18 protein-coding genes are annotated in these 22,125 nt (G+C 40.8%); 11 read left to right on the top strand and 7 right to left on the bottom strand.

The window, feature by feature from the left end:
- Positions 1 to 44: 44 nt before the first annotated feature.
- The 5 genes from A33Q_RS20135 to A33Q_RS20115 all read left to right on the top strand — a co-directional run bounded on the left by A33Q_RS20135 (position 45) and on the right by A33Q_RS20115 (position 6,542).
- Positions 45 to 1,631, top strand: a complete 1,587-nt coding sequence (locus A33Q_RS20135) for a M1 family metallopeptidase (protein WP_009032865.1) — start codon at positions 45 to 47, stop codon at positions 1,629 to 1,631.
- A complete protein-coding gene (locus A33Q_RS20130; RefSeq protein WP_009032866.1) occupies positions 1,631 to 2,446 on the top strand; it encodes a glycerophosphodiester phosphodiesterase family protein in 816 nt (271 codons plus the stop codon). Before A33Q_RS20135 ends, A33Q_RS20130 begins: the two co-directional genes overlap by 1 nt.
- 81 nt (positions 2,447 to 2,527) lie before the next feature.
- A complete protein-coding gene (locus A33Q_RS20125) occupies positions 2,528 to 3,766 on the top strand; it encodes an MFS transporter (protein WP_009032867.1) in 1,239 nt (412 codons plus the stop codon).
- Positions 3,756 to 5,288: an alpha,alpha-trehalase TreF gene (treF, locus tag A33Q_RS20120; RefSeq protein WP_009032868.1), complete on the top strand. Its 1,533-nt coding sequence runs from the start codon at positions 3,756 to 3,758 to the stop codon at positions 5,286 to 5,288. Before A33Q_RS20125 ends, treF begins: the two co-directional genes overlap by 11 nt.
- Positions 5,289 to 5,306: 18 nt before the next feature.
- Entirely contained in the window at positions 5,307 to 6,542 is a 1,236-nt protein-coding gene (locus tag A33Q_RS20115) for a purple acid phosphatase family protein (protein ID WP_009032869.1), read from the top strand.
- Here the strand turns inward: A33Q_RS20115 and A33Q_RS20110 are convergent.
- Entirely contained in the window at positions 6,499 to 7,971 is a 1,473-nt protein-coding gene (locus A33Q_RS20110) for a sodium:solute symporter (RefSeq protein WP_009032870.1), read from the bottom strand. The two genes, A33Q_RS20115 and A33Q_RS20110, sit on opposite strands and share 44 nt — an antisense overlap.
- Before the next feature lie 8 nt (positions 7,972 to 7,979).
- Positions 7,980 to 8,930 carry a dihydrodipicolinate synthase family protein gene (locus tag A33Q_RS20105; protein ID WP_009032871.1) on the bottom strand — a complete coding sequence of 317 codons (951 nt, stop codon included), beginning with the start codon at positions 8,928 to 8,930 and terminating at the stop codon, positions 7,980 to 7,982.
- Positions 8,931 to 9,080: 150 nt separating this feature from the next.
- Here A33Q_RS20105 and A33Q_RS20100 point away from each other — a divergent pair, with 150 nt between their 5' ends.
- A complete protein-coding gene (locus tag A33Q_RS20100; RefSeq protein WP_009032872.1) occupies positions 9,081 to 10,232 on the top strand; it encodes an acyltransferase family protein in 1,152 nt (383 codons plus the stop codon).
- Here A33Q_RS20100 and A33Q_RS20095 read toward each other — a convergent pair.
- Entirely contained in the window at positions 10,229 to 11,371 is a 1,143-nt protein-coding gene (locus tag A33Q_RS20095) for an App1 family protein (protein ID WP_009032873.1), read from the bottom strand. The two genes, A33Q_RS20100 and A33Q_RS20095, sit on opposite strands and share 4 nt — an antisense overlap.
- A 448-nt stretch (positions 11,372 to 11,819) precedes the next feature.
- Here A33Q_RS20095 and A33Q_RS20085 point away from each other — a divergent pair, with 448 nt between their 5' ends.
- The 5 genes from A33Q_RS20085 (at position 11,820) to A33Q_RS20065 (ending at position 17,982) form a co-directional block, all read left to right on the top strand.
- Positions 11,820 to 12,182, top strand: a complete 363-nt coding sequence (locus A33Q_RS20085) for a four helix bundle protein (RefSeq protein ID WP_009032875.1) — start codon at positions 11,820 to 11,822, stop codon at positions 12,180 to 12,182.
- Between the two features lie 25 nt (positions 12,183 to 12,207).
- Complete coding sequence (locus A33Q_RS20080) at positions 12,208 to 13,188, top strand: virulence RhuM family protein (RefSeq protein WP_009032876.1); 981 nt, start codon at positions 12,208 to 12,210, stop codon at positions 13,186 to 13,188.
- Between the two features lie 155 nt (positions 13,189 to 13,343).
- Complete coding sequence (gene rlmN / locus A33Q_RS20075) at positions 13,344 to 14,402, top strand: 23S rRNA (adenine(2503)-C(2))-methyltransferase RlmN (protein ID WP_009032877.1); 1,059 nt, start codon at positions 13,344 to 13,346, stop codon at positions 14,400 to 14,402.
- Positions 14,403 to 14,732: 330 nt separating this feature from the next.
- The gene (locus A33Q_RS20070; protein ID WP_009032878.1) at positions 14,733 to 17,429 is read left to right on the top strand and encodes a TonB-dependent receptor plug domain-containing protein; all 2,697 of its coding nucleotides are present in this window, start codon (positions 14,733 to 14,735) and stop codon (positions 17,427 to 17,429) included.
- Between the two features lie 73 nt (positions 17,430 to 17,502).
- Positions 17,503 to 17,982, top strand: coding sequence for a hypothetical protein (locus tag A33Q_RS20065; protein ID WP_016255630.1), 480 nt, complete (start codon positions 17,503 to 17,505; stop codon positions 17,980 to 17,982).
- A gap of 48 nt (positions 17,983 to 18,030) precedes the next feature.
- Here the strand turns inward: A33Q_RS20065 and A33Q_RS20060 are convergent, their stop codons facing one another.
- From A33Q_RS20060 to A33Q_RS20045, 4 genes are read right to left on the bottom strand one after another with little or no spacing between them, the layout of a single operon-like run.
- Positions 18,031 to 18,963: a rhomboid family protein gene (locus tag A33Q_RS20060; protein WP_009032880.1), complete on the bottom strand. Its 933-nt coding sequence runs from the start codon at positions 18,961 to 18,963 to the stop codon at positions 18,031 to 18,033.
- 1 nt (position 18,964) lies between these two features.
- A complete protein-coding gene (locus A33Q_RS20055; RefSeq protein WP_009032881.1) occupies positions 18,965 to 19,768 on the bottom strand; it encodes a rhomboid family intramembrane serine protease in 804 nt (267 codons plus the stop codon).
- A 3-nt stretch (positions 19,769 to 19,771) separates the two neighbouring features.
- Complete coding sequence (mutL, locus tag A33Q_RS20050) at positions 19,772 to 21,655, bottom strand: DNA mismatch repair endonuclease MutL (RefSeq protein WP_009032882.1); 1,884 nt, start codon at positions 21,653 to 21,655, stop codon at positions 19,772 to 19,774.
- Positions 21,652 to 22,065, bottom strand: coding sequence for a hypothetical protein (locus tag A33Q_RS20045; RefSeq protein WP_009032883.1), 414 nt, complete (start codon positions 22,063 to 22,065; stop codon positions 21,652 to 21,654). Before A33Q_RS20045 ends, mutL begins: the two co-directional genes overlap by 4 nt.
- Positions 22,066 to 22,125: the final 60 nt, after the last annotated feature.

Here is a 22,125-nt window from a genome sequence, read left to right as displayed (position 1 = left end):
AAAAAGAGTTTCCTGACAACAAATAACCTTCTATATTGAAAGCAATGAAAAAAACTACCCTTCTCCTATCATTCCTCCTGATTTCTATCAGCTCTTTTTCCCAAATCCAAAAAAACTGGGCCTGGGGAGGTCCATTGGATCCATTGCAGGAAAAATATCAGGTCCTTCATTATCAGCTGGAGTTGGAAATCTTTCCTGAAAGTCAGGAAATCAAGGGAAAAAACAAAGTGACTTTTGATAGCAAAGAAAAGCTAGACACCTTAAGGCTTAATCTGATCGAGGAATACACCGTCAGCAAAGTCATCATGGATGGCAAAGAAATTACATTTAGGCACTTTGGTGATACCTTGGATATTTTCCCCATAGACTGCACCTGTGAAGATGTGGAAATCTATTATGGAGGACAGACCCCCATCGCTATCAATCCGCCTTGGACCGGTGGCTTCACTTGGGAAATTGATGAGCTGGACAATCACTGGATGGGACTCTCTTCCCAAAATGAGGGGGCAAAAATCTTTATGCCTTGTTTGGATCATCCCTCAAGCGAACCTCTGAATGGCGTAGATCTTATTTTCACTGCCCCAAAGCCTTATTTTGTCGCATCCAATGGCCGCCTGATCGATACTGTTGAAAAGAATGGTAAAATCTCTTACCATTGGACTACCCAGTACCCGATCAACAATTATAACATCAATTTCACATTGGGTGTATTTCATGAAGAAAATACAGATTTTATGAGCATTGATGGGAAAACCATCCCTATGAAAGTCTATGTCCTGCAACAAAACAGGAGCAAAGCAAAAGAGCTTCTACAGGTTTTGAAAACTTCGGCTCAGACGCATGAAAAGTACTTTGGCCCATATCCATTTCCGGATGATAAAATCGCCGTGGTGGAAACTCCTTATTTGGGGATGGAGCATCAGACCATCAATGCGTATGGCAACAATTTTCAATTTGAAAAAATTGGCGATGCCACTGCGGATTGGCTATTACACCATGAACTGGGCCATGAATGGTTTGGGAACAAAGTTTCTGTAGGAGATTGGGCCGATTTTTGGATTCATGAGGGCTTGACTGCTTATGGTGATTGGCTTTTCTACCTAGAACATGGAGGAGATGAAGCCTATCATGAAAAAGTAGGATCTGTCAGAAAATCTATTGCCCATGCCAGGCCGGTAGTAAGTCCCAGAAATTCTACCTCAGACTATGCCTACCATCCTGAAATCTACACCAAAGGAGCATTCATTATTCATTCATTAAGGTATTTTCTGGGAGATGAAGTATTTTTCCCTATGCTCAAAGCTTTCACATCAGATGAGCGATTTATCTATGAAAATCTTGTTGAGACTTCGGATTTCACTGAATTTGTACAAAAATATTCAGGAGCAGATTTACAGGGATTTTTTGATATGTATCTCAAAACCATTCATGTACCCAAAGTGAAAGTTAAAAAGAAAGGCAAAAAAGGCTATCAGGTCAGCCTTCCGAACATCGACTTCAAGATGCCTGTGGAAATCAAAACCTCCAATGGATTTGAGCGCCATGTTTTATCTTCAAACTCAGCATTGGTACGAAGCGAAACACCAATTGAAGTGGATCCAAAAGGTTGGTATTTATTGAAAAAAGACTGATGAAAAAAATAATCCTACTTTTATTGCCGCTTTCCTTTTGGTTGCCATACCTAAGCTATGCACAAAACCTAAGGGGCAAAATCCAATCTGATAAAATCATTGTGTGCAGCCATCGAGCGGCCATGTCACCTGAGACCCCTGAAAACAGCCTTTACTCCATGAAAAGGTCAAAATCAGCCGGTCTGGATATGCAAGAAATTGATCTAGCGGAAAGTAAAGATGGTGTCCTATATCTTTTGCATGACAAAACTTTGGACAGAACCACCGAAAGCATAGGATTGATCTCTGATAAACACAGCGAGGAATTGGACAAAATTAGGCTCAGGGGGCTGGAAGAGCCCCTTCCTAGATTTGAGCATGCTTTGGAATTTGCCAAAGAAAACCGGATTTTTTTAATGCTTGATATCAAGGAAGCTCCACTAGAAAAGGTTATTTCCATGGTAGATCAATTCGGCATGCTGGACCAGGTGATGGTTTTGACCTTCAGTTCCGAAAGAGCAGAAGAGGCCTTGGGTTTACAAAAACGATTCCTCTTGTCTGTTCTGATTACACAAGAGGAAGACTTGGATTTTTATCTCTGCAAAACAAATGATCCCTACCATCTGATTGCATACATCAATCAGAATGCCTCTACTTCTCTCTTTCAAAAAACAAGAGATTTGGGCTTGCCAATAGTGACTGATGTCATGGGGAAAATTGATCAGGAAGCACAATATCCTGAAAATCAAAGCTACACCAAATTTGTTGCGCTTAGAAAACCGAATATTCTGGTTTCAGACTACCCGCTATTATTGAGGTCTGCCTTGGAAAATTGATTTTTAGCAAAAAGTATAGCCATTTAAGAATATTTGACCAAATTAGCTAAGCAAGTCATTTATCTACTTAAAAAAACAACCATGAGTCCAAAGGTTCTCATCAGGCTTTCGCTGATTGTCAATTATATGGTCTTTGCGGTATTGCTCAACTCTGTTGGTGCAGTTATCCTTCAAGTTCAGCGAACTTTCGACGTCAGTAAAGCTGATGCATCAGTCTTGGAGGGCTTTAAAGATTTGCCCATTGCCGTATTTTCATTTATTGTAGCTTCACTACTCCCTAAAGTAGGACTGAAAAAAGGCATGCTCAGCGCTCTTTTTTTGGTAGCGGCAATTTGTTTTATCATGCCGGTGATGGCTGATCAGTTTTGGTATTTCAAACTCCTGTTCGCTGCAGTAGGCATTTCCTTCGCTGTCATCAAAGTGTCTGTATTTGCCATGATAGGACTGGTTACAAACAGTACAAAAGAGCACTCCAGTCTAATGAGTACTATAGAGGGCTTCTTTATGGTAGGAGTATTGGTAGGAAATGTTTTCTTCAGCCTTTTCGTCAATGACGCTGATCCTAGTTCAAGATATTGGCTGAATATCTATTGGTATCTGGGAGCGATGACATTGGCGGCTGCCCTTTTGCTGTTTTTTGCCAAAATCAATGAATCTGAATCCAAAAGAGACGGAACGAAAGCCTGGGATGAGTTTCTTGATATGCTCCAGCTTGTTATCAAACCATTGGTATTGGTATTTGCCGCCTCCGCATTTCTTTTTGTATTGATCGAACAAAGCTTCATGACATGGACACCTACTTTTTATCAAGACGTCTTGAGGGTCCCGGCAAGTATGGGAATTCAAGCAGGAGCTGTATTGGCCGGGGCATTGGCTATAGGAAGACTCCTTGCAGGGATAATCCTTAAACGAATTCATTGGCTTACATTCACACTTTCATGTACAGTCTTGGTGGGCGTATGTGTTTTGCTCACCTTGCCATTGACAGCCAATCTCCCAGAAGCAACGGAAGCAATTACCTGGTTTAATGCGCCTTTTGTAGTCTATCTATTCCCGATATTGGGGTTGTTTCTTGCGCCCATTTATCCTACAATCAACTCGGTAGTTCTCAGTGCGCTGCCAAAATACATGCAGAGCTCCATGTCTGGGCTAATTGTTGTGTTTTCAGCCTTAGGGGGTACTACTGGATCCATCATCACCGGTCATATATTTGAAGCCTATGGCGGAACCAATGCCTTTTATTTCTCTTTGGCTCCTATTGCAGCACTTTGCCTGATTTTGATTCTATTAAATAAACAAGTCAAAAAAAATGTATCATAATAAATTCATCCCACCGGAAGAAATTTACTGGGAACTCTTCGATGCGGTCCAGCTAAATGGTGTATTTCCTGACTCTAAAACCTTTGTGGACTGCATTCCGCGCAAGCCTGCCAGAGAAATCTTATCTGATTTTGTTAAAGAGGCCGATGAGGAAGGCTTTAATCTTGTTGAATTTGTCCATAGAAACTTCATTGTACCTGAAACACCAAAAACACTTGAAATCCCACAAGGATTGACACTAGAGGAAAGACTCCACCGACAATGGGATGTACTTAGAAGAGATCCCGATGAGGATATTCCCGAATCCAGCTTGCTGGAACTGCCTCATCCATATATAGTTCCTGGAGGAAGGTTCAGGGAAATTTATTATTGGGACTCCTATTTTACCATGTTAGGACTGAAAACTTCAGGCAAAACTGATCTGATAGAATCCATGATCGATAATTTTGCCTATTTGATCAATACTGTGGGACATATTCCAAATGGTAACAGGTCGTATTTTTTGAGCCGGTCACAGCCTCCTTTTTTTGCAAAAATGGTAGAGCTTTTGTCAGAGATAAAGCAAAATAAAGCAATCATCAGGGAATACCTTCCTGAGATTCATATGGAATATGCCTTTTGGACTGAGGGACAAGCAGAAGTACACCTTCCTGGAAAGCGTTACAAAAGAGTGGTTATGCAGGATGAGGATTCCTTTCTCAACAGGTACTGGGATGACGATGATTCACCCAGGCCTGAGTCATTTTTGGAAGACGTAGAGCTCTCAGAACAAACAAGGAGATTCCCTGATAAGCTTTTCAAAAATCTTAGGGCTGCCTGCGAATCCGGGTGGGATTTCAGTTCAAGGTGGCTTTATGAGCCGGAAAACCTCAAATCTGTACAGACAATTGCTTTGATACCAATTGATCTCAATGTACTCTTATCCGAAATGGAGAGGATATTGGCATTGGGGTATGAATTAGAAGGTGATGAAAAGCTCACAGCGAAATTCACAAAAATCAGAAAAAATAGAATTGAGGCAATTAACAGATACTGTTGGAATGAAAATCGGGGAATTTACCTTGATTATCATATCAAGTTTAAAGAACAGATGGACCGGCCTTCTCTGGCCATGTTATACCCTTTGTGGGCAGGGATAGTAGATGCAGCACAAGCCATGAAGGTAATTGAATATGTGGAAAAAAATTTCTTTAAACCTGGTGGCTTGGTCACAACCAATTTCAACACAGGTCAGCAATGGGACTCTCCCAATGGCTGGGCACCTTTACAGTGGATAGGCTTTGAGGCCTTTAGAAAATACGGGCGCGAAGATTTAGCAATGCAGCTTGCTCAAAGGTGGACTATCCTCAATGAACAGGTTTTTGAAAGAACCGGTAAAATGATGGAAAAATATAATGTGGAAGACCTCAGCCTTGAAGCAGGTGGAGGAGAGTACCCTGTTCAAGATGGTTTTGGTTGGACAAATGGAGTATATTTAGCAATGAAAGAGATCATGAGACAAAACCAAAGCCCAAAATCATAAAATATCAATCAGAAAAAGATGAAAATAAAGACAACATACCACCTGCTTTTAATAGGGTTCATTTTTGCTATCCCTGAACTATTTGCACAAAACTCCCCCCATGCATTTTACCTCACTTGGACTGAGGATCCCACAAGTTCCATGGACGTTGATTGGCATACCGATAGCTCAGAGCCTTTAAATCTTTATTTGAGAAGAAAAGGTACAGCTGATTGGAGAAGTCTGGTAAGTGCTGTTTTACCATACCCCTTTTCGGAGAGGCACGTTCATCGAGTAGCGGTCAGAGGCTTAAGACCAGATACGGCCTATGAACTCCGTTTTGTAGAAAATGGGACTGTATATTATTTCAAAACCATGCCGGAGGACCTAAACAAAGGAAGCTTAAAAATAGCAATTGGGGGAGACTCTATGCATCAGAAGGAGTGGTTTGAGAAAACCAATGGGGTAGTCGCTTCTTACGAGCCTGATTTCATCATCATCGGTGGAGATATGGCCTATGAAAATGGAAGTGCTGACAATATTCAGAGAATTTATGACTGGTTTGATGCTTATGCGACTACACTTGTAACAGATGACAATAGGATTTTACCTTGTATTGTTGCAGCTGGTAATCACGAAGTGGTGGGTGGGTATTACAGAAATCAGGATGGATACAAGCAGAATGATGATTTCAGAAGACGACTTGCACCTTATTTTTATGGCCTGTTTTCATTTCCGGGTCAGCCAGGTTACAATGTGCTGGATTTTGGCAAATACCTAAGCCTGATCATCCTGGATTCCGAACATAGCAATCCCATAAAAGGGGATCAAACCAAATGGCTCAACAAAACATTTAAGGATAGAAAAGATGTGCTTCATAAGATCCCTATTTATCATGTCCCCGGTTTCCCCTCAGTGAGAAATTATGATGACATGGTCCAAACACTGGTCAGAGAAGAGTGGACCCCACTGTTTGAAAAAAATGGGGTGAAAATCGCATTTGAGAATCATGATCATGCATATAAGAGAACATACCCAATTAAAGATATGGCTATAGACCAATCTGGAGTCATATATGTAGGTGATGGTTCTTGGGGCGTTGGCCCTAGGGATATCCACGATGTAGAAGAAACATGGTATTTGAAAAAGGCGCAATCGGTAAGAGCATTTACCTTACTGACTTTGGAAGGAAGTCATTTCAGTTTTATTTCCATAGATGAAGATGGAAACATCATCGATAGTTTTCCTGAAAATCCCTTGGCTCCTTTACAATAAGTCCAAAAAGAAAACCAACAAGAATAATAGCCATTGTACCCAGTACTATGGCTAAATTTTTATGGACAGGAAGATAACCCCAACTGACTAAACCTATATGCAATACACCTGCTATGACTCCCAGAAGGGCAGAAATCTTAGTTAGGGTAGGTCTGAAAAGACCCAAAAGAAATAATCCCAAAATCCCCCCGCTGAAGATAGAAGCCAATGCCCACCATGTCTCCAATGCGCTCACCACTCCATTGAATGCCAACCCAACCCCAATGCTTATGGAACCCATTACAAAAGATGAAATATAAAGTATTCGCAAGGAGGTTCTCTCATTAGGATTTTTCAAAATGTATTTTTTAAAATGGTCTTCCAAAATCACCGTTGCCGAACTGTTGACACTGGTGGAAATTGTGCTCATCCCGGCTGCAAAAATAGCTGCTACCATCAGCCCGGTGAGGCCACTTGGCAGAGTTGATACTATAAAATAAGGGAAGACCTTATCCGCACTTTCAAAGGCTCCTAATTCTGCTGGAAGCAACTCATCATAAACCTGAAAATACACGAACAGAGCTGTCCCAATCATAAAGAACAATAATGATACTGGAATATAGAGGAGGCTCCCAAGCCAAATGGATTTACTGGCTTCCTTATCAGATTTGGCCCCAAGATAGCGTTGGATATAACTCTGATCCACACCAAAATTCTGGAGGTTGATAAATAAACCGTAAACCAAAATTACCCAAAATGTGCTTTCGCTCAGACTTAAGCCAAAACTACCCAAAGAAAACTTCCCCTGTTCCAATGCAACGCTTTGCGCTTGTAACCATCCGCCAGGCAACTGGTTAAGGATTGTGATCAAGCAGCCTAGAGCGCCAATTATCAAAATCACACCTTGAATGGCATCGGTCCAGACTACTGCTTTGATTCCTCCCAGCATGGAGTAGCATATTACTGCCAAACCTGTAAATAGAATTATCCATGGAATACTCCATCCAAAAAAAGCTTCCATAGGCAAAGCCAATAAATACATAATCGCCCCCATTCTCGCCAATTGAGTGAGCAAATAGCAAATAGAGGCATAAACCCTTGCCCACAATCCAAACCTTTGCTCCAGGTAAGCATAAGCAGAAGGGCTGTTTATTTTTCTATAAATCGGCATAAAAAAACGTACTGCAATCCAGGCCGCTATAGGAATGGAGAGACTAAAAACAAAGCCATTCCAATTGGATTGATAAGAAGCTCCGGGTAATGCCAAAAAACTGATACTACTGACATAGGTCGCAAAAATAGACATCCCTAAAACCCATGAAGGTATTTTTCCAGAGCCTGTGATATAATCAGAAGTACTTTGCTTTCGGAAATAAAAAGACACACCAAAACCAACTGTGCCAATAACATAAATCAGGAACACAATCAGGTCAAGATTTGAAAAATCCATAAGCCTTATTATCCCAGGGTCTTGATCTTAAATATGATCTTCTCCAGATTATGCCTGATCTGTTCCTTGGTGGCATTGTCCACCGAAAGCATAGGGAGACAGATATTGGATTCGCAGATTCCTAAATAGTAAAGGCTTTCTTTGATGCCTGACAGGTAACTGGAACTTTTACCGCTACAGGCATAAATTTTCCGGGAAATTTCCATAATGATCGGCTGGATGCGATTGATCTTTTCCTTATCTCCTGCAATCACTGCTTCATACAGCTTCACATACAAACTGGGGAAAATATTGGCTCCTCCGGCCACAGCCCCATCAGCACCTGAATATACAGACTGTACCAAAAGTTCCTCAGGGCCCACAAACACGTTAAATTCAGGATTCGCTCTTTTTATCGAAAGTAAGTTTTGAAAATAAACTCCATTTCCTGAGCTGTCTTTGATTCCCACTATATTGGAATGCTTGCTCAGCTCCTCCACAGTATCAGGCTCAATGCTGCATTTGGTCATTGCCGGAAAATTGTACAAAAACAAAGGAAGTGGGCTGAGATCTGCTAACCTTGTGTAATAAGCCAATATATCCTGCTGATCCAAAGGAAAGAAAAAAGGTGGAGCCGAGACTACATAATCCGCCCCGTTTTCTTTTGCTACTTTGGCAAACTTCAAGCTGGAATCCAAGGCAGTATGGGTAATCCCTACGATAACAGGCACAGCCCTATCTACCAGGCGGCAGGTGAGACTTATAAGTTCCTTTTTAATGGAAGGCTTTAAACTGGAAATTTCACCGGTCGTACCTAAGATAAAAAACCCATGCACACCCCCATCAAGCAAATGCTTCGTAAGCCTTTCAGTAGCTTTTTTGTCCAACTCTCCATTTGAAAGCAGAGGAGTGACTGTAGGAGGGATAATTCCTTTCAAATTACCTGACATTTCTACTTTGTTGATTTCGTATTCTCCCATCAAAAATTCTGTTTGAAATTCAATTTAAAAAATTATCTCATGACTTGTGAAAAAAACTGACTTTGTATTTCGTCACAAAACTTTGACATTGATCCCAAAACTATTTTTTGAAACATTTCAGCATGTACTTTTGTGAAAAACAACAAGAAAATGCGTAGATACGACTTGGATTGGCTCAGGGTAATCGTCTTTGGTTTGCTTATATTTTATCATGTTGGGATGTTTTTTGTCCCTTGGGGATTTCATATCAAAAATAACATCATCTATCCTGACATCCGGTGGCCCATGCTTTTCGTCAACCAATGGAGACTGCCGATTTTATTTGTTATTTCAGGGATGGGAACCTACTATGCTTTATCCAAAAGGAACGTTTGGCAGTTTTCCGGCGAAAGGATCAAAAGACTGCTCTTGCCTTTATTGGTGGGAATGTCGCTTATAGTACCTCCACAAGTTTATTTTGAACGGATAGCAAATGGGCAATTTTCAGGTTCTTATTTCGATTTTTGGCCTGCCTTTGCCTTTGATGGGGTGTATCCCGAAGGCAACATTTCTTGGCATCACCTTTGGTTTTTGCCTTACCTCTTGATTTTTTCCTTGGTCCTTTTACCACTTTTCGTTTATCTGCGCAGACATCCAACATCCCCACTGCTAAAAACAATGAACACTTTGGCAAAGAAGCCTTTTGGACTTTTTTGCCTTATAATCCCACTATACTTATGGGAATCACTTTTGGAACCATTTTTCCCTTCCACACATGCACTATGGGGAGATTGGTTCAATGTGGTCAATTACCTTACCTTATTTCTTTTCGGTTTCCTACTTATCTCGGTAAAGGATTCTTTTTGGAATACTGTATTGGAAAATAGGCGCAAGTACCTTTATGCTGGAGCGGTAGGCTTTACCCTTCTCATAGGCTTAAGGATCCTTTTTGAGGATTCCACCCTCATTCATTTTATTGAAGCAGGGTTTAAAGTATTTAATCTTTGGGCCTGGATTTTGGCACTATTTGGATATGCCGCTGCCTACCTGAACAAACCTAGCAAGGTACTTTCCTACGCCAATGAGTCAGTTTACCCATTTTACATCTTGCATCAGACCATCACCATAGCCATTGGCTTTTATCTTATGGATTTGACTTGGGGGTTTTGGTCTAAATTTATCCTGATGTCTGTGGGAACTTTTGCCGGTTCATGGCTTATCTATGAATTGGGCATACGAAGGTGGAGGCTGATCCGGCCCCTTTTTGGGCTGAAACCCAAAGCTGCACGGCAAACTTTACAATCCGGTAACCTCGCACCCTAATAATTGCCGTCTTCTTCTTTCCCTTTCAAAATGACTCCCACATCGGCTTGGAGAATCCAACCCTTCTCCAAGGCCTTTTCGGCAGCTTCAATAGTATCTTTGACCAAAAGCAATTCGACCCCAAGTGTCTCCATTTCCTCGGCTATCTTTTGAACTGATTTTTCCCTTTCAGGCGCTACATGCCTGATAAAAACTTTCTTGACCCGACCAGGAAAATCCTTGATCGCCTGCAGGTATATCTCAGGGTCTTCCTGTCCTGAATCACCCACCAAGATAAATTGAAGCTGCTTTTCTACTTCGAAGATTTTTTCCACCTGCAATAGCTTATGGGCCGAATGACTGCCAGCGATAAACTGCTCTCTAGATAACCCAATATCCCTCAACATCAGTGGACCTTTGGGAATGCCATGGACTTCCAAAAACTCCGTCAAAAAATCATAAATATTCCAGGGTGAACTGGAAACATAAAAGAATGGATTACTTTCAATCCCATCAGTTCCCTTTTCCATTGCTTTATAAAATTCCGCAACACCGGCAAAGGGCAATCTGGTATGGGCATTCCCAAGAAAAGTGGTCTTGAGCATTTCCCATAGCCTAGTAGCTCCGGTTGGGACAATGGTATCATCAATATCCGATATCACACCATATTCTACATTTCCAGAAGGAATAAACACCTTACCTACCACCTTGACCTCCCCCTGATTTTTGACTATCCTATCCAATAGAGTAAGTTCTACCTCCTGCCATGGCTGATTGATTTCAAACGGAGTATTGCTTTTCATATTGATTTCAAAATACCCCTCCTCATCGGTAATCACTTCCTGTTCTAGTCCCTGAAAACTTGCCTTTACTTTGACATTTGGGATTTCCCAGGACATAAACCGCTTATACATCTTTTTGAAATTCCGCCACCTGCTATCTTCCAGGTTGGAAATCCCTATACCACGATCTCTTAAAACCCTACCCAAAAGATAGATCTCTTGACTATTCCCAAAACCCTTATAGGGTTGTATCATGACCGTTTTTACCAAGCCAGTTTTGATACCTGTCCAAAGTTTGGCTTTGGAAAAGGTTTTTTTGATGGGATAAAGTATTGGCAACACGTACTTTTTTGAAAAACTGTTTTTACCGCTGCTCATTTTTATAAAAGTTTTTTATGAAAGCTTGGAAGCACTTCATAACGTATTTTTTCTCTTCCATTAAACCTAATAAATTCAATTAAGAAGGGCAAACGAAGGGGATTTATTCAAAAAATTAAGACCCCTGAATTTTGAAGTTTATTCATTGAAAAACTATTACATTAAAACTTCATGAAATTAAGATGTGAAAGAAGAATTAATTATTTTGGAGCTTTGGTTTGAATAAGCATAAAACAATAGAAAAAGTGTATGTAAGTTCCTTCTTGTTTAAAAACCTCACCACCAACTCAGACATTGAATGGATAAAATCCATTTCTGAGATAGACCAGCAGCTGTACAAAATGTACAAGTTGAGCCCAGAGGAAGTGGCGTTTATAGAAAGTATGATTAAGCCGATGAATTAATGGTTAATGATTAATTGTTAATTGTCAATTATGAATTACGAATTATGAAAAGAGATAACCCAATAAAGGATAAGAGTTTTGCATTTGCGGTTAGAGTTGTGAGGGTTTATAAATTCTTGATTTCGGAGAAGAAAGAGTTTGTTTTGTCAAAACAATTTTTACGTTCAGGTACAAGCGTGGGTGCTATGGTAAAAGAAGCAGAACATGCAGAAACCAAAAAAGATTTTATTCATAAAATGGCTATTGCCCAAAAAGAAATAAACGAAAGCATGTATTGGTTGGAATTACTCATGGAAACAGATTATTTAACTCAAGACGAATTTGAAAGTCTAAGTATGGATGCATTAGAAATCATGAAGTTGCTTACCAGCATAATAAAATCAACCAAAGCTAACATTAACCATTAACCATTATAAATTGAGCATTAACAAAATGAACGAATTTATCATCTTCAAAACAGAGGATGAGCAAGTTTCGGTTGATGTACGATTGGAAGAAGAAACCGTTTGGCTTACGCAAGACCAAATCGCATCCCTTTTTGGTGTGGAGCGTCCGGGCATTACACAACACATTAAAAACATTTTTGCCGAAGGCGAATTGCAGGAAGAGTCAGTTAGTAAGAAATTCTTACGAACTGCCGCAGATGGTAAAAATTATAATACCAAACACTATAACCTGGATATGATTATTTCGCTTGGCTATCGTGTAAATTCTAAAATTGCTACACAGTTTCGGATATGGGCTACCAAACGATTGAATGAATATATCCGTAAAGGCTTTACCATGGACGATGAGCGCTTAAAAAACCTCGGAGGTGGCGGGTATTGGAAAGAACTGCTGCTACGAATCAGGGACATCCGTGCATCGGAAAAAGTCTTTTATCGCCAAGTCTTAGATATATATGCAACCAGTATAGATTACGACCCCAAAGCAGAGGTATCTATTGCCTTTTTTAAGAAAGTGCAAAACAAAATTCACTATGCCGTTCATGGTCAAACAGCAGCAGAAGTGATTTTTAATCGAGCTGATGCAGAAAAAGAGTTTATGGGTTTAATGACCTTTCCCGGTAAGCGCCCTTACTTAAAAGATGCGGTTATTGCAAAGAATTATTTAGACGAAAAGGAACTGCGGGCTTTGGGGCAAATCGTTTCAGGATATTTAGATTTTGCAGAACGGCAAGCAGAACGAGAACAAGAGATGACAATGCAAGATTGGGCAGAACATCTAGACCGTATTTTAACCATGAGTGGCGAAAATTTATTGCTAGATGCCGGCAAGGTTAGCCACCAAAAGGCCGTTGAAAAGGCAACTTCGGAATACAAAAAGTATCAAGCCAAAACATTGAGCGAGGCTGAGAGAAATTATCTTGAAAGCTTGAAGGCCATAGAAGCGGGAGTTAAAAAGAAAAAATAACCATACCAAAACCATATCAGACGCCATTCTTAAAACTGTACAGGAAAATTGGGCAGCTTACAATGACACCCAAAAACGGATATTATAGATATCCATTAAACCAATAAGGTAAATCTCCACTCAGAGAATAAGCTCATTTTCCCTACCTTTGCAAGATGGAAAGTGCAAAAAGAGACATCAGAAAATTAAGTCTGGAGCAGTTGGAAGAGTTTTTTGTCTCTCAAGGTGATAAAAAATTCAGGGCCAAACAGGTCTATGACTGGCTGTGGAATAAATCCCTGAAAAACTTTGACGACATGAGCAATATCTCCAAAGAAACCAGAGAGATGCTCAAAGCCAACTTTTCCATCAACCATGTCAAAGTGGACCTTATGCAGCACTCCAATGACGGTACCATCAAAAATGCCGTCAAGTTATTTGACAACAAAATAGTAGAATCCGTTCTTATCCCCACCACCAAAAGAATCACAGCTTGCGTCTCTTCGCAGGTGGGTTGTAGCCTGGACTGTAATTTCTGTGCAACAGCTCGGCTGAAACGTATGCGTAACCTGAATCCTGATGAAATTTATGATCAGGTGGTAGCCATAAAAGAAGAAGCTGAAACCTATTTCCAGAGACCTTTGACCAATATCGTCTTTATGGGGATGGGAGAACCTCTTTTGAATTACAACAATGTCATCGACGCCATAGACAAAATTACCTCTCCAGAAGGATTGGGCATGGCTCCCAGAAGGATCACGCTGTCCACCGTAGGCATTCCTAAAATGATCAAAAAAATGGCAGATGATGAAGTCCGCTTCAACTTGGCCGTTTCCCTCCATTCTGCTATCGATGAAACCAGAAGCAGGCTTATGCCCATCAATGATGTCAACCCGCTTGAAGACCTCGCCGAAGCGCTGAAATACTGGTATCAAAAAACCAAAAGAAAAGTCACTTATGAATATGTGATCTGGGACGGAATCAACGATGACGAACGCCACGCAAAAGCCCTGGCCAAGTTTTGTAAAATCATCCCTTCCAAAGTCAACATCATCCAGTACAATCCCATCGATGAAGGCGAGTTCAGACAGGCATCTCAAGAAGCAGTGGACATGTATGTAAGGATACTTGAAAGCAACGGTATAATTGCCAAAGTCAGAAAATCCAGGGGTCAGGATATTGATGCTGCCTGCGGTCAATTGGCCAATAAAAATGAGGTAGCACAAATCCAATAAGAGTAAATCACATATTTACTTCCAGAAGTTTGGAAAAATATTTTTTCTATAAAAATCGTTAAAAATAAACTTATTATTTACATATATTGATTTTTTAGTTATTATTGCTTCAAGTTAACTAATTCTTAGAGTTTCCGTAGTTCCAAAGCAGCAGGTTAAGTTTGATACTTCTGATCTTCCTGAAGTGTCAGGAAAAAGAAAACAGCATTCTAGGTGATCCACTGATTTTTGGGTAAGAAAAAGCTGGCTTAATTTGAAAGTAACTCTATAGCTGACTGACAAAACTTCATTTGATAAAAGCACAAAAGCTATTAAACAATTCCTATAAAAATGAAAAAAATCCTGATTACGCTTCCTTTTTTATTGATCCCTGTATTCTATTTTCTCAGTTCTTTTAAAAATAAGCCAGGCATAACAGAGCTCACAGAAAAAATCATTTCCATGATGGAAATTTATGTAGATGAAATTCCGGAAGAAAAGGTCTTTGTCCATTTGGACAAAAGCCTCTACGCATCTGGGGATAACATCTGGTTTTCAGTTTATCTGACCGCAGGAAGTCCTGATATCCCTTCCCCGCTGAGTAAAGTGGTCTATGTAGACCTCCTCGATAATGAAGGAAATCTGATCCAGCAAAAAACAATAAAGATTGAGAATGGTCATGGTTTTGGGGATTTTAGACTTGACGGATTTACAAAGGAAGGGGATTATAGAATCAAAGCCTATTCTTACTGGCTGAGGGGTTTTGGAGATGAGGCAGTTTTTGAGACAGATATCCAGATTTTGGATCCTTACAACATGAAGTTTCAGCCAACTGTAACTATTGAAAAAGAGGAAATTGGTAATCTGGTGAAGTACTCGGCCAAGATCACGGCTCTGGATAATACGCTCAGTGCTTTGGCCGGAAAAGAATTATCATTTCAAGTCGCAAACAGAGAGCAGCAACTAAAATCCGGAATCATTCAGCTTGATGCTCAAGGCAAATCAGAGTTGAGTTTTGAAATCCCATCAGAAAAAATGAATCTCCCCACAGCATTGAGCTTGGTGTTGGAAGAAAACGAAGAGTATGAAATTTCAAGAAAATTCCTGCTCCCTTTTCCTATGACAGCTTTGGATGTACAGTTCCTCCCAGAAGGAGGAGACCTTATTTCCGGTTTTAACAATAAAGTAGCGGTAAGAGCCATATTTCCTGATGGATCACCGGCCAAGGTCACCGGAAAAATCAAAAACGATTCTGAAGAAATCTCCTTTCAAACCAATAGTTCAGGATTGGCGGCATTTAACATAACACCACAGTCCAGAGAAAAAATAGAAGTCCAGCTTGAAACCGAAACTGGCAAAATGAATCTGCATCTACCTGAAGTAAAAGACCAGGGAATTAATTTGGCTGTGAATAGCTCCCAGGGCAACTTGGTGAATATTTTGATCCAAAGTAAAGCATTTCAAAATATCTCTCCATCCAGTGAGGCACTCATGGTCGTCCATGCTAGAGGGAGAATAGGTCACATGCAGGTCATCAACTTGCAGCAGGGTGTTTCCGGTGCTAGAATCAATAAAAGCCAGCTCGCTCCGGGCATCAATCAGATTACGATTTTTGAACCTGAGGGAACTCCATTAGCCGAGCGCATGGTATTTATTCCATTTGAAAGTGAGTTAAAGCTGAAACTGGAAGCCAATGCTGTCAATACCAAACCAAGAGAGAAAAACACCTGGACATTAACTATGGAAGGGGAAAATTTCGAAGGTGGTATATACTCCGCTGCCATTGTGGATGCCAATGAGTCGCCTTTCCAAAGTTCATCAAGTATCAATTCTTATCTAAAACTTGAATCTGAATTACGGGGTAAAATTCATAACCCAAAAAAACTGCTCGGAGAAAATAAGGATGATGAAGGGATTGACCTGATCATGCTGACTCATGGTTGGAAGAGGTTTGATTGGGAAAAAGTACTGGAGGGAAATTTTGAAAACCAGAATTTCATTGAACAGGGTATCAACATCACTGGAAGTGTAAGCCCCTCCTCTGGAAGAAGAGGGCTCTCAGGAGGCATGCTCAATGTTTTTTCCAAAGGAAAATCAGAAGATTTTATTTCAGTCGAATTCAATGAAAGTGGCAAATTCATTATTGATGAGCTGGACTTTCAGGACACAACCTTGTTGACTATTTCAGCCAATGACAAAAGACACAAAGAGTACGTAAAGTTGGAATTGGACCCTCCATTGGCCAAGTATGCTCAATGGGAAGGTTTTAGGACAATCATCCAGGATTTTCAGATTTCAGAAACAGCCAGAAAATTTCTTGAATCTGCCGATAAGAGATTCAGGGCACAGGCGGCATTTGGAGAAATACAAGATATCACAATTGATGAGTTTGTGATTCAGGCCGACAAATACGAACCTACTGAAGAAGAAATCAATAGAATGTATGGCAAAGGTGACGCTTCCCTGAAGCCCGAAGAAATAGGTGGCTTTGAAGGTTACAGGGACATCTGGGAATTGTTGCAGGGAAGAATCCCGGGAGTTAGGATTATCCCCGATCTGATGGGAAACCCTACCATTAGAATCAGGGGAGTGGGGTCTATACAAGCTGGAGGAGATCCATTGATCTTACTGGACAATGTCCCTGTAGATGTAAGTTTTGCAAGTTCCATTTCCCCAAGAGATCTGGCTTCCGTAGAAGTTTTCAAAGATGCTGCCTCCTTGGCTATTTTCGGTGCCGGCGGAGGAAGTGGAGCTATTGCTCTGTACACAAAAAGGGCTGCGGGAATAGGGGAAACCGGAGAGGGAGTATTTAATTTACGCTTTCCCGGATACTCAGTGGCCAGCGAATATTATATGCCAAAATATGGTCAGGAAAAATCAGCAGCTCCGGACTATAGGTCAACTTTATACTGGAATCCAAAACTGGAATGGACAGGAAATACTGCCAAGTTGGAGTTTTTCAACAATGATATCGTCCAGTCTTACAAAGTAGTAGTACAAGGAATGGATAAGTTTGGAAGGCTATCTTATATGGAAAAAGATTTATAGGCATAAATCGGCATTTCACCATTTAAAAAGCCCCTACATTGGGGTTTTTTACATTTATTCCTATCTTGATCGTATGAAAAGAGTACTTTTGATTATTATTTTTATCTCCACTATGGGAATTGCTCATGCCCAAGAGCAGGGAGATCTCAGGCTTCAACTGGGAGCCGACTATAGATTACGGATCAACGAAGTTGGTGCCAACGCAGGTCTGGAGTACCTATTCGCTGATAATTTTGCAATCGCTCCCAATTTCTCTTATTACTTCCCCGACTTTGGACGTATCATGAATCTGAATGTAGACTTGCGGTATTACCTGACGCAAGGAGTTTCGCAAGTATATATCCTTGGTGGATACAATAATTATTGGGAGAATTTCCAGCCTGGCCTCCCCGGACAATCAAGAACCCGCCCAGGTGGAAACTTTGGCGCAGGGGCCTTTTTTGATGTAGGAGAGACCCTTGGCTTTATCACAGAATTCAAGTGGCAAAGTCAAAATACCAGACTACCGGTTTTGAGATTGGGGGTGATTCTGACTATCGGAGGGCAATATTAGAAGGGAAAAAAATGCTGGGATTGAAAGCAAATCTACAATCTCAGCTGATTATTTTTTGGAGAATTCGAAAAGCTTCCTCTTTTCATCTTTAGATAAGGCCTCATAACCTCGCTCCGCTATTTTATCCAATATCTTGTCTATTTCTTCTTGGGTAGGCTCACCTACTTTGGCGCTGGATGTAGGCTTTGGATTTTCAGTTGAGGTATAATTTGGGGATGAAGTGTAAGTTTTCTTTTTGCGATAGGAAACCTTTACGCTAGGTTTCTTTTCAAATAATTTCTCGAAGAAAATCCCAATCACCTGAATGGGTATACCCCAATCATTACCTTTTTGCAATTGACGGATGTACATAAATCCCATTGCAGCTCCTCCTAAATGAGCAAGCTCTCCTCCTGCGTTACTTCCGGCAGAATTCACAAATGCAATGACCACATAAAAAATCGCAATATATTTTATTTTCACAGGTCCCAGCAAAATCAGCTGGAAGGTAGTATTGGGCGCTAAAGTAGCCGCTCCTACAACTATGGCATAAACACCCGCACTTGCACCCAGCATCCTGCTCTGCGCAAGCACGTCAGAAAAATAGGGGCTGATATTGTACATAATCACATATAGAACTGCCCCTGCCAAGCCGCCCAGTATATATAAATTAGCAAGTTTTCTACTTCCCAAATACTCATTGACCAAAAGACCAAACCAATACAGGAAGAGCATATTGAAAAGGATATGAAAGATCCCCTCGTGGAAAAACATGTAACTGAGAATGGACCAAGGCTGAACGATATAGGCACTCAAATCAGCAGGCATCATCAGATAAGCTCTGAGAGACTGGTATATGCCTCCAGCTCCGGAAAAAGTAAAAAACACGCGGACAACCACCATCACAAAAAATACAATGATATTAATGGCCAACAGCTTGTACAAACTGTTGTTGCTCTGCTTAAAAGCATTCTTCAGGTTATCCCAAAATCCTCCGTACATATTAATAGAAATTAGTTCTATCTTTTTTCCAAATGTAAATTAACACAAAGCCGACCACAGCACCAAAAACGTGCGCCATATGTGCAATGTTGTCATATCCTGCCCTCATAAATTCAGAGTAAAGAGAATACAGAATATAAACAGAAACAAAGTACTTTGCCTTTATCGGTACTGGTAAGAACAATAAAAACAGCTCAGTGTTGGGGAAAAGCATGGCAAATGCAACCAAAAGTCCAAATAAGGCCCCAGAAGCTCCTATCATGGATGACCTTTTGATGTTATTGACCAGTGTAGCTCCTAAAGAAGTAACAATTTTTGCTGAGGTATCCTGAAGTTGACTATCTTCCGGATTCTCCCTAAACACATCCCTGAAATCCAAATGCTTATCATCAAAATACGGCCTGTAATCTTTGATGTATTTGGCAAAGTCCGATGGGTTGGGATTATTTGCATAGGAGCTGACTTTACTATTGATAATCCCCACCTGAACAGCATTGTAACCTGAGTACAAAATCCCTGCCCCTATACCTGCTACCATCCAAAGTATCAAAAACCTTTTGGAACCTAAGAACTGCTCCAGCAAAGGTCCAAAAATAAAAAGACCAAACATGTTGCCGAACAAATGCCAAAAATCAGCATGCATAAACATGTAGGTAAAGATCTGGAAAGGCATAAACTGAGGGGTCCCCAAATAGTAAAGAGCAGCATATGCCTTTAGCATGGGAACAAAATAAGCCGTTACAAAAAACAACCCTATATTGGCAATAAGAAGGTTTTTGGCGATTGGCGTGAGATTTCTAAACATATCTTATTTGGTAAAAAAACCTTGTATCTTTTGTAAATCGAGTTTGACGAAGGTTTTGTTCCCTGACAAACCATAATTTGGGTTTTGACAGGAAAACAATTGTCCTACTATGGCTTCCATCTCCGAAGGATCAAGTCTGATGCCCTTTTTGATGGCAGATTTTCTTGCTAAGGACCTTGCCAGATTTTCTCTTTTGTCCAAAGACAGCTCTGACTTGAAGTGTTTGAATTGTTCTAAAAGGCCTTCAAACAATGCCTTCTCATTATTAACCTGAATATCAGCCGGCACGCCTTGAATCAAGATGGTATCTTTTCCAAATTCCACAACCACAAAGCCAAGACTATGGAGTTCTTCCTTAATATCCATCACCAAAGCAAAGTCAGATTGACTGAGCTGTATATGAGGAGGGAAAAGACATTGCTGGGAAGCTCCTGATGCCTGCGATAGTTGCCGGATATATCGTTCGTACAAGATGCGCTCATGTGCTGTCTGTTGTTCTATGATCAAAAGCCCCGAAGACATTTGAGCTACTATATAACTCAACTCCACTTGAAAAGTGGTTCCGGAAACCTGCCTGTCTTCCAAATTTTTGGGTGAAATCTGTCCCTGTTCATTGGCCCTGCTGGAAAAGGTCAGGATGTCATTATCCTCGTCCTTCTCAATGTCGCTTAAAGAATCTTTTTGTTGCTGAGCTTCTGCTCCTTCAAAAAGCTTTTCCCATCCGCTGACAGATTGTTTTTTTAGCCCAGGACTATTGAAAGATTTGTAGGCATTTTCCCTGTTTACCACATCTTGCCCCAAAGTATTCTCTTTGGTAGCCTCCACCGAATGAGAATGGTCCTGATTCCAGTTTTCAGAGAAATTTACATCCATTGAAAAATCCAAAGTCGGAACGACAAGGTGTGCTCCCAAGGCCTGTTTGACTGCCGATCGTATCACTGCGTAAACAGTCCTTTCATCATCAAACTTTATTTCTGTTTTGGTGGGATGCACATTGATATCAATGTGGGTTGGGTCGATTTCCAGAAAAAGCACATAGAAAGGATTCATATCAGCAGACATCAACCCTTCGTAGGCGTGGGTCACTGCATGATGTAGGTAATTGCTTTTGATATACCTGTTGTTGACAAAGAAATATTGCTCCCCACGGGTCTTTTTGGCATTCTCCGGCTTTCCGATATACCCTTTGATATTGAGATGTGGAGAATCTTCCTGACAGGCGACCAATTGGCCTTGGTAGGATTTTCCAAATATGCCTACAATCCTTTGACTGAGTTTTCCCGGACTCAAATTGAAAAGCTCCATATCGTTTTGGATCATGGTAAACCCAATTTCCGGGTATGAAAGTGCCACCCTTTGAAACTCATCCACAAGATGTCTCATTTCAACGGGGTTGGATTTAAGAAAATTCCTCCTTGCCGGCACATTGAAAAACAGATTTTTCATTGAAATGCAAGTTCCTTCTGGGCAAGCCGCCGGTTCTTGCTTTTTCACTTCTGAGCCTTCCACTTGGATAATTGTACCCAGCTCCTCCCCTTTCTGCCTGGTTTTCATCTCAACTTGCGCTACAGCAGCTATAGAGGCCAAGGCCTCACCCCGAAATCCAAATGTCCGAATGGAAAACAGATCATCGGAGTTTTTGATTTTAGAGGTAGCATGTCTTTCAAAGCTCATTCGTGCATCAGTCATGCTCATCCCTTTACCATCATCGATTACCTGAATAAGGGCTTTCCCTGCATCTTTGACCAAAACCTGTACTTTACTGGCCCCTGCATCTATGGCATTTTCCAAAAGCTCTTTCAATGCTGAAGCAGGTCGCTGAACCACTTCACCGGCAGCTATCTGATTGGCTATAGCGTCAGGCAGTAGATGTATTACATCACTCATCTGCGCTTGGTATTGGATCGGAGTCGAAAAAATAATACCACCAATGCAATCCCGCCAACAATATATAACATGGCATAGATAGCATCAGGTCCTAAGTAAACATACGCTATCAAGGCTCCAATAAGTATTACAAAAATAATCAGCCTGAGCAATCCCGCGCTGTTCAGGGGAGAACTTTGCCTTCCTTTAATCGGGCTGCCTGAGGTAAATGCTCCTCTAAGGCTTGATCCATAATCCCTATGGATGGATTCAGCATCTTCATCACCCATTGGCAAAACCCCATCTGCCTGAAGTTCTCTTTTGATTTTTTCTGTCCTATGATTTATTTCTTCTTTAACAGGATCATAATACCGTGGCTTGATGTCAAAGCGCATGGGTTTGGCAGTTCTGAAAATGGAGGGAAATTTCATGTGGAATTCAAATCAAATGGATTGTCTCTCGTTATTGTAAAAACTCAACCTTTGGAGAAA

Source organism: Indibacter alkaliphilus LW1 (assembly GCF_000295935.2).
GTDB classification, from domain to species: domain Bacteria; phylum Bacteroidota; class Bacteroidia; order Cytophagales; family Cyclobacteriaceae; genus Indibacter; species Indibacter alkaliphilus.
This window is presented reverse-complemented; position numbering and strand designations above follow the sequence as displayed.

Coding starts and splice junctions, on each gene's coding strand:
- A33Q_RS20135 (WP_009032865.1), top strand. CDS start 45: ATGAAAAAAACTACCCTTCTCCTATCATTCCTCCTGATTTCTATCAGC.
- A33Q_RS20130 (WP_009032866.1), top strand. CDS start 1,631: ATGAAAAAAATAATCCTACTTTTATTGCCGCTTTCCTTTTGGTTGCCA.
- A33Q_RS20125 (WP_009032867.1), top strand. CDS start 2,528: ATGAGTCCAAAGGTTCTCATCAGGCTTTCGCTGATTGTCAATTATATG.
- treF (WP_009032868.1), top strand. CDS start 3,756: ATGTATCATAATAAATTCATCCCACCGGAAGAAATTTACTGGGAACTC.
- A33Q_RS20115 (WP_009032869.1), top strand. CDS start 5,307: ATGAAAATAAAGACAACATACCACCTGCTTTTAATAGGGTTCATTTTT.
- A33Q_RS20110 (WP_009032870.1), bottom strand. CDS start 7,971: ATGGATTTTTCAAATCTTGACCTGATTGTGTTCCTGATTTATGTTATT.
- A33Q_RS20105 (WP_009032871.1), bottom strand. CDS start 8,930: ATGGGAGAATACGAAATCAACAAAGTAGAAATGTCAGGTAATTTGAAA.
- A33Q_RS20100 (WP_009032872.1), top strand. CDS start 9,081: ATGCGTAGATACGACTTGGATTGGCTCAGGGTAATCGTCTTTGGTTTG.
- A33Q_RS20095 (WP_009032873.1), bottom strand. CDS start 11,371: ATGAGCAGCGGTAAAAACAGTTTTTCAAAAAAGTACGTGTTGCCAATA.
- A33Q_RS20085 (WP_009032875.1), top strand. CDS start 11,820: ATGAAAAGAGATAACCCAATAAAGGATAAGAGTTTTGCATTTGCGGTT.
- A33Q_RS20080 (WP_009032876.1), top strand. CDS start 12,208: ATGAACGAATTTATCATCTTCAAAACAGAGGATGAGCAAGTTTCGGTT.
- rlmN (WP_009032877.1), top strand. CDS start 13,344: ATGGAAAGTGCAAAAAGAGACATCAGAAAATTAAGTCTGGAGCAGTTG.
- A33Q_RS20070 (WP_009032878.1), top strand. CDS start 14,733: ATGAAAAAAATCCTGATTACGCTTCCTTTTTTATTGATCCCTGTATTC.
- A33Q_RS20065 (WP_016255630.1), top strand. CDS start 17,503: ATGAAAAGAGTACTTTTGATTATTATTTTTATCTCCACTATGGGAATT.
- A33Q_RS20060 (WP_009032880.1), bottom strand. CDS start 18,963: ATGTACGGAGGATTTTGGGATAACCTGAAGAATGCTTTTAAGCAGAGC.
- A33Q_RS20055 (WP_009032881.1), bottom strand. CDS start 19,768: ATGTTTAGAAATCTCACGCCAATCGCCAAAAACCTTCTTATTGCCAAT.
- mutL (WP_009032882.1), bottom strand. CDS start 21,655: ATGAGTGATGTAATACATCTACTGCCTGACGCTATAGCCAATCAGATA.
- A33Q_RS20045 (WP_009032883.1), bottom strand. CDS start 22,065: ATGAAATTTCCCTCCATTTTCAGAACTGCCAAACCCATGCGCTTTGAC.